This window comes from Pseudomonas sp. FP597 (genome assembly GCF_030687435.1).
Taxonomy (GTDB): domain Bacteria; phylum Pseudomonadota; class Gammaproteobacteria; order Pseudomonadales; family Pseudomonadaceae; genus Aquipseudomonas; species Aquipseudomonas lactucae.
In genome coordinates this window covers 5,953,621-5,971,079 of record NZ_CP117432.1, presented here as the reverse complement: position 1 = coordinate 5,971,079, position 17,459 = coordinate 5,953,621, and the positions used below count along the sequence as shown (strand labels likewise).

Sequence of the window (17,459 nt, the reverse complement as noted above, 5' to 3'; positions counted from 1 at the left end):
ACGATCAGGGCTTTTTTCATTTACAGGCCGTTTTTAGCCTTGAACTCCCGACGCCTGCGGTGCAACACCGGCTCGGTATAGCCATTGGGCTGTTTGGTCCCTTCAATCACCAGCTCCACCGCGGCCTGGAAGGCGATGTTGCTGTCGAAATCCGGTGCCAGTGGGCGGTACAGCGCGTCGCCGGCGTTCTGACGGTCCACCACCGGCGCCATGCGCTTGAGGCTTTCCATCACCTGGGCTTCGTTGACGATGCCGTGGCGCAACCAGTTGGCGATGTGCTGGCTGGAAATGCGCAGGGTGGCGCGGTCTTCCATCAGGCCGACATCGTTGATGTCCGGCACTTTCGAGCAACCCACACCCTGGTCGATCCAGCGCACCACATAACCGAGGATGCCCTGGGCGTTGTTGTCCAGCTCGTTGCGGATCTCTTCCTCGGACCAATCGGTGTTGCTGGCCAGGGGGATAGTGAGGATGTCATCCACCGAGGCGCGTTCGCGCTTGGCCAGTTCGGCCTGGCGCGCGAACACGTCGACCTTGTGGTAGTGCAGCGCGTGCAGCGCGGCAGCAGTCGGTGACGGTACCCAGGCGGTGTTGGCGCCGGCCAGCGGGTGGGCGATTTTCTGTTCGAGCATCGCCGCCATCAGGTCGGGCATCGCCCACATGCCTTTACCAATCTGTGCACGGCCTTGCAGACCGGTGCTCAAGCCGATATCGACGTTCCAGTTTTCGTAGGCGCCGATCCACTTCTCAGACTTCATGGCGGCCTTGCGCACCATCGCGCCGGCTTCCATGGAGGTGTGGATTTCGTCGCCGGTGCGGTCGAGGAAACCGGTGTTGATGAACACCACGCGCTCGCTGGCCGCCTTGATGCAGGCTTTGAGGTTGACCGTGGTGCGGCGCTCCTCGTCCATGATCCCGACCTTGAGCGTGTTGCGCGGCAGGTTCAGCACGTCTTCGATGCGCCCGAACAGCTCGTTGGTGAACGCGGCTTCTTCGGGGCCGTGCATCTTCGGCTTGACGATGTACACCGAACCGGTGCGGCTGTTCTTGCGGCTGCTGTTGCCATTGAGGCTGTGGATCGCCGCGAGGCTGGTAAGCAGGCCGTCGAGAATACCTTCCGGGACTTCGTTGCCGTCTTTATCGAGGATCGCGTCGATGGTCATCAAATGGCCGACGTTACGCACGAACAACAGCGAGCGGCCGTGCAGCGTCACGTCCTGGCCATCCAGACCGGTGTAGACACGGTCGGGGTTCATGGTGCGGGTGAACGTCTTGCCGCCCTTGGCCACTTCTTCGGCCAGGTCGCCCTTCATCAGGCCGAGCCAGTTGCGGTAGATCACCACTTTGTCGTCGGCGTCCACGGCGGCCACGGAGTCTTCGCAGTCCATGATGGTGGTGAGCGCGGCTTCCATCAATATGTCTTTGACGCCGGCGGCGTCGGTCTGGCCGACCGGGGTGCTGGCGTCGATCTGGAGTTCGAAGTGCAGGCCGTTGTGTTTGAACAGGATCGCAATTGGCTCGGCAGCAGGGCCCTGGAAGCCGATCAACTGAGCGTCGTCACGCAGGCCGCTGTTGCTGCCGCCCTTGAGGCTGACGATCAGCGTGCCGTCGACGATCTTGTAGCCGGTGGAGTCGACATGGCTGCCGGCGCTGAGCGGTGCGGCTTCGTCGAGGAAGGCGCGCGCGAAGGCGATAACCTTGTCGCCACGCACCTTGTTATAACCTTTGCCCTTCTCGGCGCCGTCGGCTTCGCTGATGGCGTCGGTGCCATACAGCGCGTCATACAGCGAGCCCCACCGCGCATTGGAGGCGTTGAGGGCGAAGCGGGCGTTCATCACCGGTACCACCAGCTGCGGGCCGGCCATGCGCGCGATTTCGTCGTCGACGTTTTGGGTCGAGGCCTGGAAATCCGCAGCTTCTGGCAGCAGGTATCCGATGTCTTGCAGGAAGGCCTTGTAGGCCACCGGGTCATGGGCCTGGCCCGCGTGGGTCTGGTGCCAGGTATCGATCCGCGCCTGGAAATCGTCGCGTTTGGCGAGCAGGGCTTTGTTCTTTGGGGCCAGGTCATGGATGACCTTGTCGGCGCCGGCCCAGAATTGGTCGGCAGTGATGCCGCTACCGGGAATGGCTTCGTTGTTCACGAAGTCGAACAGGACTTTGGCGACCTGCAGGCCACCGACTTGAACGTGTTCAGTCATCTCTTGCCTCACTCTGCGGAGCTTATGCGCTGTTTCAGGTTTTCATTATGTAGTGCTCGGTTGGGCATACTACATGATGGCTTGCGGTTGTGAAAATTAGACTAAATACGTCGTTTAGCGACCCACTTTGGTCGTACGGTCACAGCGGAGAACCAGATGTTCTCAAAAAACTATTCGATTGTTCCAGATAAATATAAAAATGGTACACGATTTGTGTTCGTGGGCCCTCGGGTCCACCTTGTAGATTGAATTCCAGAGGGCTTCGCCATGGACCATCTTGTACTCACAATTATCGCCGCCGACAAACCCGGCCTGGTTGAACGTATCGCGCAGAACATTGCCGCCCACGGTGGCAACTGGCTGGAAAGCCGCATGGCCCATATGGCCGGGCAGTTCGCCGGGATCCTGCGGGTCAGCGTACCTGCGGAGCACCGCCAGGCGTTGGTGGGGGCGTTGGAGGACTTATCCACACACGGCATTCGCGTGCTGGTGGGTGAGGGGAGTACCGGTCAGGCCCTGGCGTCCAAGCCGATTGTGATGACCTTGGTGGGCAATGACCGCTCGGGCATCGTGCGTGAAATCACGGCGTTGTTGAGCAAGCAGGGGGTGAACCTGGAGCGTTTGAGCACCGATGTGCGGCCGGCACCGATGAGCGGTGATCCGCTGTTCACCGCCGAGGCGCTGCTGCAGGTACCGTCGACGTTGTCCCTGGATAAGTTGCAGGAATGCCTGGAAACCTTGGCCGATGACTTGATGGTAGAGCTGCACAGCGAGGAATAGTCGGCCCGCAAGGTTATGCATGGAAAACTTGCATGGGCCTGTGGATAACCTTGGGGTTGATCTCTGCAAGCCAAGCCGGCTGTGGTTTGCAGAGGTCTGTACGTTATTTGATCAGCGTTTGCGCACGGTCAGCCAGGCATCCACGCTGTAGACCACCAGGCCGGCCCAGATAAAGGCGAAGGCGAGCAGCGTGCTTGGGGCCAGGTGTTCACCGAACAACAAGACGGCCTCCAGCAACACCAGGGTCGGCGCCACGTACTGCAAGAAGCCCAGGGCCGTGTATGGCAAATGCCGCGCGGCGGCGTTGAAGCACACCAGCGGGATCAGCGTCACCGGGCCAGCGGCCACCAGCCACCAGGCTTCGGACGTACTCCAGAACTCAAGCTGCGCACTGTGGGCCGTCGGATTGAACAGCAACCACGCAACGGCAATCGGCACCAGCATCCAGGTTTCTACTACCAGGCCCGGCAGGGCCTTGACCGGGGCCTGTTTGCGGATCAGGCCATAGAAGCCAAAGGTCAGCGCCAGCGCCAGCGACACCCACGGCAAGCTGCCGACCTGCCACACCTGCTGCGCCACACCCACAGCGGCCAGCCCCACCGCTACCCATTGCAAACGACGCAGGCGTTCGCCGAGGAGCAGCATGCCGAGCAGCACATTCACTAGCGGGTTGATGTAATAACCCAGGCTCGCTTCAAGCATGCGCCCGGTGTTCACCGACCACACGTAGGTCAGCCAATTGGCCGCAATCAACGATCCGCTCAAGGCCAGAATCGCCAGGCGCCTGGGGTTGTCGCGCAGCTCGCGGAACCAGCCGGGGTGCTTCCACACCATCAACAGCAAACCGCCGAACAGCGCCGACCACAGCACGCGGTGCACGATGATCTCGGCGGCGGGTACGCTGGCGATGGCTTTGAAGTAGAGCGGGAACAAGCCCCAGATGACATAGGCGCTCAGGCCCAGGATGTACCCCTTGCGGGGGTTGGCGGCGTGCATTGCAGAATCCTTGCTCGGGCAGCTGACAAAGGCGTGATTGTAAGGATATTTGTCAGTCCGTGGGACCTGCTTTGTTTCATGTGGGAGGGGGCAAGCCGCCTCCCACGCTAAAAGCCAAAGCGGTCAGAAGAGTTTCAGGGGTTCTTCGTTGAGCGCCGACAGCTGCTCGCGCAACGCCAGCACCTGATCCCCCCAATACCGCTCGCTGCCGAACCACGGAAAGCTGTGCGGAAACGCCGGGTCGTCCCAACGCCGCGCCAGCCAGGCGCTGTAGTGCATCAGGCGCAACGCGCGCAGCGGTTCGATCAGTGCCAGCTCGCGCGGGTCGAAGTCATGGAACTCCTGGTAGCCGTCCATCAGTTCCGACAATTGCCCCAGGCATTCCTGACGATCGCCGGCGAGCATCATCCACAAGTCCTGCACCGCCGGGCCCATGCGGCAGTCGTCCAGGTCGACGATATGGAACATCTCATCACGGCACATCATGTTGCCGGGGTGGCAATCGCCGTGCATGCGGATGTTCTTGTGCGGCGTGGCCTTGTACACCTCTTCCACGCGCTTGAGCAGGTCGCGGGCCACGGACTCGTAGGCCGGCAGCAGGCTCTTGGGAATGAAATTGCCTTCGAGCAGGGTGGTGAGGGAATCGTGGCCGAAGTTTTTTACGCCCAACGCTTCGCGGTGTTCGAACGGGCGGGTGGAGCCCACCGCGTGCAGGCGCCCGAGCAATTGCCCGAGGCGATAGAGCTGATCGAGATTGCCCGGCTCCGGCGCACGGCCGCCCCGCCGGGGAAACAGGGTGAAGCGGAAACCCTGGTGTTCGAACAGGCTTGCGCCGTTGTGGATAAGGGGCGCCACCACCGGCACGTCGCATTCGGCCAGTTCGAAGGTGAAGCGGTGTTCTTCGAGGATCGCCTCGTTGGTCCAGCGCTGGGGACGATAGAACTTGGCGATCAGCGGTTCGGAGTCTTCGATACCCACTTGGTAGACGCGGTTTTCGTAGCTGTTGAGCGCCAGGATGCGAGCATCACTGAGAAAACCGATGCTTTCGACGGCGTCGAGGACCAGGTCGGGGGTAAGTGTTTCAAACGGGTGGGCCATGCGAACTCCTGCGCGCAGCAGGTCGCCGCGTCCGGCCCGGTATGGTAACGCACCGGGCCAGAGATAGGTGGTGGCTGTGCTATTGCCATCGGGAGCAAGCCCCCTCCCACACTTTGATTTGTGAATACATTTCAAATGTGGGGAGGGGGCTTGCCTCCGATGAGGCCCTGTCAGGCGCCGACGACCCCGCCGTCATCCCGCCGAATCGCCATCACCGACGAACGCGGCTTGCCATTGGGCAAATGCTCCGGCCAGGTCGAACCACCGGTTTCGCCCGGATGCTGAATCCCCACGAACAGCGTCTTCTGATCCGGCGAGAAGCTGATTCCCGTGACCTCACACGCCACCGGCCCGACCATGAAGCGGCGGATTTCACCGGTGCTCGGGTCAGCGCAAAGCATCTGGTTGTTGCCCATCCCCGCAAAGTCACCCGCGTTGCTGTAGTCGCCATCGGTGAGGATCCACAGGCGCCCGGCCTTGTCGAAACCCAGGCCGTCGGGGCTGTTGAACATGTTCTGCGGGTTGATGTTGGACGAGCCGCCCTTGGGCTTGCCCGCGTGCACGCCTGGGTTGCCGGCCACCACAAACAGGTCCCAGCTGAAGTCCGCTGCGCCGTGGTCATCGGCATTGGCTTTCCAGCGCAGGATCTGGCCGTAGACGTTCTTCTCCCGTGGGTTGGGGCCGCCCACCGGCTGGCCGTCTTCGCCGCGCTTGGCATTGTTGGTCAGGGTGCAATAGACCTGGCCGTCGGTGGGGCTGACCACTATCCATTCCGGGCGGTCCATGCGCGTGGCTTTGACCACGCTGGCGGCCAGGCGCGCGTGGATCAACACTTCGGCCTGGCTGGCGAAGCCTGTGCTTGCGTCGATGCCGTTTTTGCCATGGGTCAGCTCGACCCACTGGCCTTTGCCCTTTGGATGATCGGCATCGCCGTCGCCCGCGTCGAAGATCGCCACATACAAAGTGCCGTGGTCGAGCAGGTCTTTGTTGGCCTTGGGGTTCTTGTGGTTGATCGTGTCGCGGCTGACGAACTTGTAGATGAACTCACCGCGTTCATCGTCGCCCATGTACACCACGGCGCGGCCGTCGCGGGTTTCGGCCAGCGCCGCGTTCTCGTGCTTGAAGCGGCCCAGGGCAGTGCGCTTGACCGGGGTGGATTGCGGGTCGAACGGGTCGATTTCCACCACCCAGCCATGGCGATTGAGTTCGTTGGGGTTCTTGGCCATGTCGAAGCGCGGGTCGTGCAGGTGCCAGTTGATGTCTTTGCTGGCGGCGACCACGCCGTAGCGTTTCTGCCCGGCATCGAACGCTTGTTGTGGGTTGCTGCTGCCGAAGCAGTCGGTGAAGTTCTCTTCACAGGTCAGGTAAGTGCCCCACGGCGTCTTGCCGTTGGCGCAGTTCTGGAAGGTGCCGAGGACTTTTTTGCCGGTTTTGTCGGCGCTGGTTTTCAGCCAGTCGTGGCCGGCTGCGGGGCCGCTGAGGCGGATCGGCGAGTTGCCATGAATACGCCGGTTGTAGCGCGATTCCTGGACGAACTGCCAGGTGTCGCCCTTGCGCCGTACTTCGATCACCGACACGCCTTCGCTGGCCTGGGCCTTGTGCACGTCTTCGGCCGATTGCGGCGCGCCGCCGTGGGCGTAGAGGTAACGGTAGTTGGTGTATTCGTTGTTGATCGCCATCAGTGCGCGGTTGTCGTCGCCGGGGAAGGCGAACAGGCTCATGCCATCGTTGTTGTCGCCGAACTGCTGCTCCTGGGCCTTGGCCGTGCCGTTGCCGGACGGGTCGAACGCCGGGGCGTTCTTGTGCAGCGGCTGGCCCCAACTGATCAGCACCGAAGCGCTGTAGCCCGGCGGCAAGGTGAGGGTGTCGCTGGTGGCGGCGGCGATGCTGGTGAAACCCAACAGCGGGCTGGCGGACGCGGCGTTCACGGCCAGGGCGCTGCGGCTGAGCAGGTTGCCGCCCAGGAACATCGCGGCACCGCACAGGGCGCCGGCGCCGATAAAGCGGCGGCGGGTGAGGCCGACCATCTGTTCGAGGTCGGTGGCTTGGTTTTCTTCTAACAGGCTCATCACGGTTCCTTGCGTGCTTTTTGCGAACACCTTAAGCAGCCGCTGTGACGAAATTGTTGCGGTTTGAAGACGGGCGAGGTTTAAACCGGTGTGCCGAGCAGTACATGGCCGGGAGCGAATTGCACTCGGACCGCCACGCCATCGGCGACGCCCATGGCCTTGAGTGCGTCAGGCTGGGCCAATGCGCACAAAACCTGGCCATTGGGCAGGGCGATGCGCACTTCGCTGGGGCCGTCCTCGGCATCGAGAAGGGTGTCGACGGTGCCTCTCATGCAATTGTGTCCAGGTGTTGCAGTGTCATGAGGCGCGAGCAACTCCAGCCAACCGGCCTTGATCAACGCGACCACTTCAACGCCCGACTCCAGCTCCAGCCGCTGGGTGCTGTCGTGGGTGATGTGGGCATCCAGCTTCAGCCCGCCCGCCAGTTGCAGGCGGATCAGGTCGTTGCGGCCATGGCGTTCAATCGCAATGACCTGGCCGTGTAACTGGTTGCGCGCGCTGGTGCGCAACATCAGGCGACCGAGCAGGTTGAAGTCGCTGGCCGCCTCGTCCGAGCCCAGCACCTGGGCCTGCAGCACTTGCAGGCGCTGGTAGAGACGCAGTACCCGTTCACCTTCGGCCGTGAGCCTGGCACCGCCGCCGCCTTTGCCGCCGACGCTGCGTTCCACCAGGGGTTTTTGCGCCAGATTGTTCAACTCGTCGATGGCATCCCAGGCCGCCTTGTAGCTCAACCCGGCACTCTTGGCGGCGCGGGTGATGGAGCCCTGTTCGGCGATATGCGCGAGCAGGGCGATGCGCTGGGGGCGGCGAACGATATGTTGGCTGAGAGAGGGGGGTAGAGACATGGGCGCACACTGCTGTGGAATAAGTGGACGTTGCGGCTGGCGGGCATGAGAGTCAAGTGCCTGGCTTGGGCGTGCGGGCCAGGCAGTACACGTCGACTTGCCTGGCGCCGGCGTTTATCAACAGGCGCGCCAGGCTGTGGGCGGTGGCGCCAGTGGTGAGCACGTCGTCCACCAACGCGAAGTGACGGTCTTGCACCTGGGCGTCGGCCGCCAGGGCAAACGCGCCGAGCAGGTTGCGTTTGCGGGTCTTGGCGTCGAGCGCTTGCTGCGCCACGGTTTCATGGGGGCGTAATAACAGGTGTTCATCGCAGGCGATGTTCAGGTCGGCGCTGAGCCAGCGCGCCAGCATCAATGCCTGGTTATAGCCGCGTTCGCGCAGGCGTTTGCGCGCCATGGGCACCGGCAGTAATGCGTGCGGGCGGGGCAGTGACGTGTTGTCGAAGCGGTGTTGCAGGTGTTGTCCCAATAAACGCCCCAGCAGATGCCCGAGAGGCCAGCGCGCCTGATGCTTGAAGCGGCTGATGAGGCTGTCGACGGGAAAGCTGTAGGTCCAAGGGGCGACCACCTGTTTAAAGGCCGGTGGTTGCTGCTGGCATTGGCCGCAGACCAGGCCGTCCATCGGCAAGGGCAGCGCACAGACCTCGCAGTGCTCCATCAGCCAGGGCAGCTCGGTTTCGCAGGCGTTGCACACCGAATCGGCCGTTTCGGTGGGCTCATCGCAGATTAAACATGTCTGTATGTTTTTTAACCAGATGTAAACTTGGTGTTTGTACTTCGGTTGACAGTGCATGAATCTTCCTTAAATATGCCGAGCATCCGTGTCGTGCCTGTGGGTATTGCCCTTCCCGCAGCGCCAGCCCAAGCATAACCAAGGAATTGCCCATGAGCGCCAGCACCACTGCCACCCTGCGTCACGATTGGTCCCTGGCCGAAGTCAAAGCACTGTTCGTGCAACCGTTCAATGACCTGTTGTTCCAGGCGCAGACTGTGCACCGCGCGCATTTCGACGCCAACCGGGTGCAGGTGTCGACCCTGCTGTCGATCAAGACCGGCGCCTGCCCGGAAGATTGCAAATATTGTCCGCAGTCGGGCCACTACAACACCGGCCTGGAAAAAGAAAAGTTGATGGAGGTGCAGAAGGTCCTCGAAGAGGCCGCCCGCGCCAAAGCCATCGGCTCGACGCGTTTCTGCATGGGCGCGGCCTGGAAGCACCCGTCGGCCAAGGACATGCCCTACGTGCTGCAGATGGTCAAAGGGGTGAAGGCCATGGGCCTGGAAACCTGCATGACCCTCGGTCGTCTCGACCAGGACCAGACCGAAGCGCTGGCCCAAGCCGGCCTCGACTACTACAACCACAACCTCGACACCTCGCCGGAGTTCTACGGCAGCATCATCACTACCCGCACCTACGGCGAGCGCCTGCAAACCCTGGCCTACGTGCGTGAGTCGGGGATGAAGATCTGTTCGGGCGGTATCCTCGGCATGGGCGAGTCCCTCGACGATCGCGCCAACCTGCTGATCCAACTGGCCAACCTGCCGGAGCACCCGGAATCGGTGCCGATCAACATGCTGGTGAAGGTTGCGGGTACGCCGTTGGAAAACGCCGAGGACATCGACCCGTTCGACTTCATCCGCATGCTGGCGGTGGCGCGCATCCTGATGCCGCAATCCCATGTGCGGCTGTCGGCCGGCCGTGAAGCGATGAACGAGCAGATGCAGGCCCTGGCTTTTTTTGCCGGCGCCAACTCAATCTTCTACGGCGACAAACTGTTGACCACGGCCAACCCGCAGGCCGACAAGGACATGCAACTGTTCGCGCGCCTGGGCATCCTGCCGGAAGCCCGTGAAGAGCACGCCGATGAAGTGCACCAGGCGGCGATCGAGCAGGCGTTGGTGGAGCAGAAGAGCAGCGAGCAGTTCTACAACGCCGCCGTTTGATTGAAGTGCGCCTCCCACATTGTTGACCGAGTTAATCCTGTTAGTCCGAGGCCTGCATGTCTTTCGATCTCGCCGCGCGCCTCGCTGCCCGCCGTGCCGAACACCTTTACCGTCATCGTCCCCTGCTCCAGAGCCCCCAGGGCCCTGAAGTGGTGGTGGACGGCCAGCCGCTGTTGGCATTTTGCAGCAATGACTACCTGGGCCTGGCCAATCATCCGCAGGTGATCGAAGCCTGGCGCGCCGGTGCATCCCGTTGGGGCGTGGGCGGTGGGGCTTCGCACTTGGTGGTCGGGCACGCCACGCCGCACCATGAACTTGAAGAAGCCCTGGCCGACCTGACCGGTCGCCCGCGTGCGTTGCTGTTTACCACGGGCTACATGGCCAATTTGGGCGCGGTCACGGCATTGGTGGGGCAGGGCGATACGGTGCTGGAAGACCGCCTCAACCATGCCTCGCTGCTGGATGCCGGCTTGCTGTCGGGCGCGCGGTTCAATCGCTATCTGCATAATGACGCGGCCAGCCTGGCCAAGCGCCTGGAGAAAGCCACCGGCAACACCCTGGTGGTCACCGACGGCGTGTTCAGCATGGACGGCGATCTGGCCGACCTGCCCGTGTTGGCCCGAGAAACCAAGGCCAAAGGCGCCTGGTTGATGGTGGACGACGCCCATGGTTTCGGCCCGCTGGGGGCCAACGGCGGTGGGATCGTCGAGCATTTCGGCTTGAGCCAGAAGGACGTGCCGGTATTGGTCGGCACGCTTGGCAAGGCCTTCGGTACCGCCGGCGCGTTCGTGGCCGGCAGTGAAGAGCTGATCGAAAGCCTGATCCAGTTCGCCCGTCCCTACATTTACACCACCAGCCAACCGCCGGCGCTGGCTTGCGCCACGCTGAAAAGCCTGACGCTGTTGCGCACCGAACATTGGCGGCGCGAGCACCTCAATGGGCTGATCCGCCAATTCCGCCAGGGCGCCGAGCAGCTTGGGCTGGAACTGATGGACAGCTTCACACCGATCCAACCGATCCTGGTCGGTGACAGCGCCAGGGCCGTTCGTTTATCCCAGCGGCTACGCGAGCGCGGCCTGATGGTCACCGCGATCCGCCCACCGACCGTGCCTGCCGGCAGTGCCCGCCTGCGCGTGACCTTGACCGCGGCCCATAGCGCAGCGCAGGTGCAGTTATTGTTGAACGCATTGGAAGGGTGTTTGCAGTTGGAGCCCGCCCATGCGTGATCAACTGATACTGCTGCCCGGCTGGGGCCTTGGCATTTCGCCGCTGGAACCGTTGGTCGCCGCCTTGCAAGGCCTGGATGAACACCTGCGGGTGTGCGTGGAGCCGTTGCCCACACTGGATTCCAGCGACCTGGAGGCATGGCTCGACGAACTCGATGCCACATTGCCGGATAACGCCTGGCTGGGCGGCTGGTCCCTTGGCGGCATGCTGGCTGGCGAGCTGGCGGCACGGCGCGGCGAGCGTTGCCGGGGCCTGCTGACCCTGGCGAGCAACCCGTGTTTTGTCGCCCGTGACGGTTGGCCGAGTGCAATGCCCGGCGAGACCTTCGAGGCGTTCCTCGCCGGTTGCCACGCCGACCCTCGGGTCACCCTCAAGCGCTTCGGACTGTTGTGTGCCAAAGGCGCCGAAGACTCGCGCGGGCTGGGGCGATTGTTGGTCAGTGGTGCGCCAGATACGTCGCCCAACCGGCTGATGGCCGGCCTTGAGCTGCTTGCGCAACTGGATACCCGCGAGGCCTTGCAGGCTTATGGGGGCCCCCAACTGCACCTGTTTGCCGGAATGGACGAGTTGGTGCCCGCCGAAGCGGCCGGCGCGCTGTTGGCTTTGCTGCCCGATGTAGAAGTCGGCCTGATTGAACAGGCCGGTCACGCTTTTCTTCTGGAGGACCCCCACGGTGTGGCGGGTGCCATACAGGCTTTTTTGCATGAGTGTGTTGATGACTGATTTATCCCTCCCCCCATTGCCAGGGGCCTTGCCGGACAAGCGCCTGGTGGCGGCGTCGTTTTCCCGTGCGGCCGCCAGTTATGACAGCGTGGCCCAGTTGCAGCGGGCAGTGGGGCATGAGTTGCTCAATCGCCTGCCAGAAGCCATTTCGCCACATCGCTGGCTGGATCTGGGGTGCGGCACGGGTTATTTCAGCCGTGTACTGGGCGGTTTTTTTCCTGTCGGCCAAGGCGTTGCGCTGGACATTGCCGAGGGTATGCTGGAGCACGCACGGCCGTTGGGTGGTGCCGAACACTTTATCGCCGGCGATGCGGAGCGCTTGCCGCTGAAGGCTGACAGCTTCGAGCTGCTCTTCTCCAGCCTGGCGGTGCAATGGTGTGCGAATTTCGACGCCGTGCTCAGCGAGGCCTTGCGCGTGTTGCAACCGGGCGGGGTATTGGCCTTTGCCAGTTTGTGCGTGGGCACCCTGAATGAGCTGCGCGAGAGCTGGCGCGCCGTCGATGGCCTGGTGCACGTCAACCGCTTCCGTACCTTCGAGGCCTACCAGCACTTGTGCGCCGCCAGTGGCTTGCGCGTGGTCAGTCTGGAGCGTCAGGCCCATGTGCTGCATTTCCCGGATGTGCGCAGCCTGACCCACGAATTGAAGGCCCTCGGCGCGCATAATCTGAACCCGGGCCGCCCCGGCGGCTTGACGGGTCGCGCGCGGATTAGCGCACTGGTGCAAGCGTATGAACAGTTGCGCCAGGTCCAGGGCCTGCCGGCGACTTACCAAGTGGTGTATGCCGTATTGGAGAAACCTTTATGAGCGCCGCTTATTTCATCACCGGCACCGACACCGATGTGGGCAAGACCACCATCGCCGCCGGCCTCTTGCATGCCGCGCGTCAAGCCGGCAAAAGCACGGCGGCCGGCAAACCGGTGGCGTCCGGCTGCACGCTCACGCCCAATGGCCTGCGCAACGCCGATGCGCTGGCACTGCTGGCGCAGTGTTCGTTGCCGTTGAGTTATGCCGAGGTCAATCCAGTGGCGTTCGAGCCGGCCATCGCACCGCATTTGGCGGCGCGCGAGGCGGGGGTTGCGCTGACGGTGCAAGCGTTGCTCAAACCCATGCAGCAAATTCTGGCGCACCAGGCGGATTTCACCTTGATCGAAGGCGCCGGCGGCTGGCGCGTGCCCTTGGCCGACCAGGCCAACCTCTCGGACCTGGCCATGGCGCTCAAACTGCCGGTGATCCTGGTGGTGGGGGTGCGCCTGGGCTGCATCAGCCATGCCTTGCTCACCGCCGAAGCCATTGCGCGGGACGGTTTGCCGTTGGCGGGGTGGGTGGCCAATATCATCGACCCCAAGACCTCCCGTCTGGAAGAAAACCTCGCCACCCTCGCTGAGCGGTTGCCCGCGCCATGCCTGGGACGTGTGCCCAAACTCAAGCACGCCGGGGCTGAAGCCGTGGCGCACTACCTGCACCTGGACCTGCTTGACTGATTTTGGCTATCGCTAAGGCATAGTGCCATTAGTGTTTTTGACGGGCATTTGGCCACGTTCTCTGCTTCAATCACCGTTCACGGTTCTCTAAAGGCAGGCTTAGCCATGGACATCTCTGGAAGCAGCGCGTTTTATTCGGGCCTGAATACCATTCAGTCCGGGCAGAACCGTGTCGACCAGGCCGCCGGCAAGATCGCCAGTGCCGCTACCAGCCAACCTTCGGATGCGCAGAATGACCGCTTGCAGGCGGTCAATCGCGGGCAGCCGACCAACTCCGCCAGCAATATGGTGGAACTGGCCGAAGGCAAGTTTCAGGTCGAGCTGGGCGTCAAAGTCGCCAAGGCTTCGGATGAAATGCTCGGTACTCTGATCGACACCTACGCCTGATCTGCTGGCGCTAATTAATATGTGGGAGGGGGCTTGCTCCCGATAGCATCGTTTCAGTCGACACTATCTGACTGATCCACCGCTATCGGGAGCAAGCCCCCTCCCACATGTGCCCTGTTTTAATCCGATCCCTTTCTATACACCTCTTTGATGTGGCATCCAGCCTCAGGCCTTGTTGCGCCTGGGTTGACGTGTGTCATGACAAACGGCATCTGAGCGACGCTTGACATCCCAAGGTCGTAAACGTATGTTTCAAACACCTGTTTGACCGCCACAATAAATTCCACGCGGTTGTTCATTCCAGCTACATCAGCAGAGGTTTATCGCTATGCCTGACTACAAGGCCCCCTTGCGTGATATTCGCTTCGTTCGTGACGAACTGCTCGGTTATGAAGCGCACTATCAGAGCCTGCCGGCTTGCCAGGACGCTACCCCGGACATGGTCGACGCCATCCTTGAAGAAGGCGCCAAGTTCTGTGAGCAAGTGCTGGCACCGTTGAACCGCGTGGGTGACATCGAAGGATGTACCTGGAGTGAGTCAGGCGTTAAAACCCCTGCAGGCTTCAAAGAAGCCTACAAACAATTCGTCGAAGGCGGCTGGCCGAGCCTGGCCCACGACGTGGAGCACGGTGGTCAAGGCCTGCCGGAATCCCTGGGCCTGGCCGTGAGCGAAATGGTCGGCGAAGCCAACTGGTCGTGGGGTATGTACCCAGGCCTGTCCCACGGTGCGATGAATACCATCTCCGAGCACGGCACTCCCGAGCAGCAAGAGGCCTACCTGACCAAACTGGTGTCGGGCGAATGGACCGGCACCATGTGCCTGACCGAGCCGCACTGCGGCACCGACCTGGGCATGTTGCGCACCAAGGCTGAACCTCAGGCCGATGGTTCCTACAAAGTCTCCGGCACCAAGATCTTCATCTCGGCCGGCGAACACGACATGGCCGACAACATCGTCCACATCGTACTGGCCCGCCTGCCCGATGCACCGGCCGGTACCAAAGGCATCTCGCTGTTTATCGTGCCCAAGTTCCTGCCGAATGCAGACGGTTCGATCGGCGAGCGCAACGCGGTGAGCTGTGGCTCTCTTGAACACAAGATGGGCATCCACGGCAACGCCACTTGCGTGATGAACTTCGACGCGGCCACCGGTTACCTGATCGGCCCGGCGAACAAAGGCCTGAACTGCATGTTCACCTTTATGAACACCGCTCGCCTGGGCACCGCGCTGCAAGGCCTGGCTCACGCCGAGATCGGCTTCCAGGGCGGCCTGAAATACGCTCGCGACCGCCTGCAGATGCGCTCGCTGACCGGCCCGAAAGCGCCGGACAAGGCCGCTGACCCGATCATCGTGCACCCTGACGTGCGCCGCATGCTGTTGACCATGAAAGCCTTCGCCGAAGGCAACCGTGCGATGGTGTACTTCACCGCCAAGCAAGTGGACATCGTTAAATACGGCACCGACGACGAAGCCAAGAAACAGGCCGATGGCCTGCTGGCGTTCATGACCCCGATTGCCAAGGCGTTCATGACCGAAGTCGGTTTTGAGTCGGCCAACCATGGTGTGCAGATCTACGGCGGCCACGGCTTCATCGCCGAGTGGGGCATGGAGCAGAACGTTCGCGACAGCCGCATCTCAATGTTGTACGAAGGCACCACCGGCATCCAGGCGCTCGACCTGCTCGGCCGTAAAGTGCTGATGACCCAGGGCGAAGCGCTCAAGGGTTTCACCAAGATCGTGCACAAGTTCTGCCAGGCCAACGAAGGCAACGACGCTGTCAAAGAGTTCGTCGCACCGCTGGCTGCACTGAACAAAGAATGGGGCGAGTTGACCATGAAGGTCGGCATGGCGGCCATGAAAGACCGTGAAGAAGTCGGTGCCGCTTCGGTGGATTACCTGATGTATTCCGGTTACGCCTGCCTGGCTTACTTCTGGGCCGACATGGCACGCCTGGCGGCCGAAAAACTGGCTGCCGGCACCAGCGAAGAAGCGTTCTACACCGCCAAGCTGCAGACCGCGCGCTTCTACTTCCAGCGTATCCTGCCACGTACCCGTACCCACGTGGCCACCATGCTGTCGGGCGCCGGCAACCTGATGGACATGAAAGAAGAAGACTTCGGCCTGGCTTACTAAGCCTTACCGGATAAGCTTCGAAAACCGCCGCTTCCCTTGGGGAGCGGCGTTTTTTATGGGCGATAAAAAACCGCAGTGAAGCGCTCAGGGATTGTCGGCCGCTGCCGTTACAGTAGTGGCAATGTGATACATGGCGGACAAGGTGTGCTTAACTGTCCGGGTCAAGGCACAGTGCCATCATCTTTGCGCTTCGGAGCTTTACCCTTGTCACGCGTGTCCGCCGTACGGTTCAGTCATTTTTTCCCCTCGCTGCTGCTCTTGCTGGCAGGGCTCTCGGCTGCGTACGTCAAGGATCTCAACGTTTTCTTCACCTCGCTGTTCAACGTGTTGCCGACGTTGGTGCTGTTGCTCGGCGGTTCGTATTGCGCGGTCTATCGACGCCAGCGTGAGCTGTTCTTGATGATGACGGTGTACGTCGTTTACTTCCTGCTCGATACCCAGACTGATTTCTACCGCGACAACGGCCGTGTACGCGAAGACGCGGCGGTGGTGTTCCATCTGTGTTGCCTGTTGTTGCCGGTGCTGTTCAGCATCTATGCGTTGTGGCAGGAGAAGACTCATCTGTTTCGCGACTTTGTTGCACGCGGCGCGGTGTTGCTGGCGATAGGCAGCGTGGCGCTGGCCCTTGAACAGAGTTACCCCGAAGCGGTGCTGGGCTGGCTGGCGGAGATTCGCTGGCCGGCGCTGCATGGCAGCTGGATGAACCTGATCCAACTGTCGTACCCAATGTTCCTGATCGGCTTTTTGATCCTCGCGGCACAGTACTGGTACCAGCCGCGTCCGCTGCATGCGGCGCAATTGGTGGGCTTGCTGGGGCTGTTCTGGATGTTGCCGAAAACTTTCATCCTGCCGTTCACCCTCAATATCATGTGCAGCCAGGTGATGTTGATGATCGCCGCGGGCGTGGCCCACGAGGCTTATCAAATGGCGTTTCGCGACGAACTGACCGGGTTGCCGGGGCGTCGCGCGCTCAACGAACGCATGCAACGGCTGGGGCGCAATTACGTGCTGGCGATGACCGACGTCGATCACTTCAAGCGCTTCAACGACACCCATGGTCACGATGTGGGCGACCAGGTGCTGCGCCTGGTGGCGAGCAAACTGTCCAAGGTCAGCGGTGGCGGGCGTGCCTATCGCTACGGCGGCGAGGAGTTCGCCGTGGTGTATGCCGGCAAGACCCTGGATGAGTGCATGCCGCACCTTGAGGAACTGCGCCAGATCATCGCCGATTACGCGATCAAACTGCGCAACCCGGACAATCGCCCCCAGGACGATTTCCAGGGCCGGCAGCGTCGGGCCGCCGGCGGTGCATCGAGTGTGTCGGTGACGATCAGCATCGGCGTGGCCGAACGCCAGGTGGAGCAACGCACGCCCGAAGAAGTGCTCAAGTCCGCCGACGAGGCGCTTTACGCCGCCAAGGGGGCGGGGCGTAACTGCGTGGTAGCGGCCGGGCAGACGCGGCGTGGCGCGGTGCGCATGCAGAGCGCTGCCGGTTGAGTGATGGCGCTGTATTCAGCGGTTCTACAATGATTGTTTGAGGCGCGGGCCGGCAGTAGGTTGCAAGGATCTGCTGCCGGAGACA

The 17,459-nt window shown here is 62.1% G+C and carries 15 protein-coding genes; 9 read left to right on the top strand and 6 right to left on the bottom strand.

What is annotated here, in order from left to right:
• Positions 1-20: 20 nt before the first annotated feature.
• A complete protein-coding gene (locus PSH66_RS27410; RefSeq protein WP_305427993.1) occupies positions 21-2,198 on the bottom strand; it encodes a malate synthase G in 2,178 nt (725 codons plus the stop codon).
• A 267-nt stretch (positions 2,199-2,465) separates the two neighbouring features.
• Between PSH66_RS27410 and PSH66_RS27405 the strand changes: the two genes are divergently transcribed.
• Positions 2,466-2,978: a glycine cleavage system protein R gene (locus tag PSH66_RS27405; protein ID WP_141062952.1), complete on the top strand. Its 513-nt coding sequence runs from the start codon at positions 2,466-2,468 to the stop codon at positions 2,976-2,978.
• Between the two features lie 111 nt (positions 2,979-3,089).
• Here PSH66_RS27405 and rarD read toward each other — a convergent pair whose 3' ends face one another.
• From rarD to PSH66_RS27380, 5 genes are all read right to left on the bottom strand, one after another.
• The gene (gene rarD, locus PSH66_RS27400; RefSeq protein WP_003176520.1) at positions 3,090-3,974 is read right to left on the bottom strand and encodes an EamA family transporter RarD; all 885 of its coding nucleotides are present in this window, start codon (positions 3,972-3,974) and stop codon (positions 3,090-3,092) included.
• Between the two features lie 123 nt (positions 3,975-4,097).
• Positions 4,098-5,072: a serine/threonine protein kinase gene (locus tag PSH66_RS27395; RefSeq protein ID WP_003176519.1), complete on the bottom strand. Its 975-nt coding sequence runs from the start codon at positions 5,070-5,072 to the stop codon at positions 4,098-4,100.
• Between the two features lie 170 nt (positions 5,073-5,242).
• Complete coding sequence (locus PSH66_RS27390; protein ID WP_305427992.1) at positions 5,243-7,141, bottom strand: PhoX family phosphatase; 1,899 nt, start codon at positions 7,139-7,141, stop codon at positions 5,243-5,245.
• A gap of 80 nt (positions 7,142-7,221) precedes the next feature.
• Positions 7,222-7,986: a TOBE domain-containing protein gene (locus PSH66_RS27385; RefSeq protein ID WP_305427991.1), complete on the bottom strand. Its 765-nt coding sequence runs from the start codon at positions 7,984-7,986 to the stop codon at positions 7,222-7,224.
• 52 nt (positions 7,987-8,038) lie between these two features.
• Complete coding sequence (locus tag PSH66_RS27380; protein WP_003176516.1) at positions 8,039-8,776, bottom strand: ComF family protein; 738 nt, start codon at positions 8,774-8,776, stop codon at positions 8,039-8,041.
• 92 nt (positions 8,777-8,868) lie between these two features.
• Between PSH66_RS27380 and bioB the strand changes: the two genes are divergently transcribed.
• The 8 genes from bioB (at position 8,869) to PSH66_RS27340 (ending at position 17,374) form a co-directional block, all read left to right on the top strand.
• Positions 8,869-9,924, top strand: coding sequence for a biotin synthase BioB (gene bioB, locus PSH66_RS27375; protein ID WP_003176515.1), 1,056 nt, complete (start codon positions 8,869-8,871; stop codon positions 9,922-9,924).
• Positions 9,925-9,980: 56 nt separating this feature from the next.
• Positions 9,981-11,150, top strand: a complete 1,170-nt coding sequence (gene bioF, locus PSH66_RS27370) for an 8-amino-7-oxononanoate synthase (RefSeq protein ID WP_003176514.1) — start codon at positions 9,981-9,983, stop codon at positions 11,148-11,150.
• Positions 11,143-11,874: an alpha/beta fold hydrolase gene (locus tag PSH66_RS27365; RefSeq protein ID WP_003176513.1), complete on the top strand. Its 732-nt coding sequence runs from the start codon at positions 11,143-11,145 to the stop codon at positions 11,872-11,874. Before bioF ends, PSH66_RS27365 begins: the two co-directional genes overlap by 8 nt.
• Complete coding sequence (bioC, locus tag PSH66_RS27360; protein WP_003176512.1) at positions 11,867-12,679, top strand: malonyl-ACP O-methyltransferase BioC; 813 nt, start codon at positions 11,867-11,869, stop codon at positions 12,677-12,679. The genes PSH66_RS27365 and bioC overlap by 8 nt, the downstream gene beginning before the upstream one ends.
• Positions 12,676-13,356, top strand: coding sequence for a dethiobiotin synthase (bioD, locus tag PSH66_RS27355; RefSeq protein WP_003176511.1), 681 nt, complete (start codon positions 12,676-12,678; stop codon positions 13,354-13,356). Before bioC ends, bioD begins: the two co-directional genes overlap by 4 nt.
• 105 nt (positions 13,357-13,461) lie before the next feature.
• Complete coding sequence (locus PSH66_RS27350; protein ID WP_003176510.1) at positions 13,462-13,743, top strand: hypothetical protein; 282 nt, start codon at positions 13,462-13,464, stop codon at positions 13,741-13,743.
• A gap of 328 nt (positions 13,744-14,071) precedes the next feature.
• Positions 14,072-15,877 carry a phenylacyl-CoA dehydrogenase gene (locus PSH66_RS27345; protein WP_003176509.1) on the top strand — a complete coding sequence of 602 codons (1,806 nt, stop codon included), beginning with the start codon at positions 14,072-14,074 and terminating at the stop codon, positions 15,875-15,877.
• A gap of 204 nt (positions 15,878-16,081) precedes the next feature.
• Positions 16,082-17,374 carry a diguanylate cyclase gene (locus tag PSH66_RS27340; RefSeq protein ID WP_042945372.1) on the top strand — a complete coding sequence of 431 codons (1,293 nt, stop codon included), beginning with the start codon at positions 16,082-16,084 and terminating at the stop codon, positions 17,372-17,374.
• Positions 17,375-17,459 lie beyond the last annotated feature (85 nt).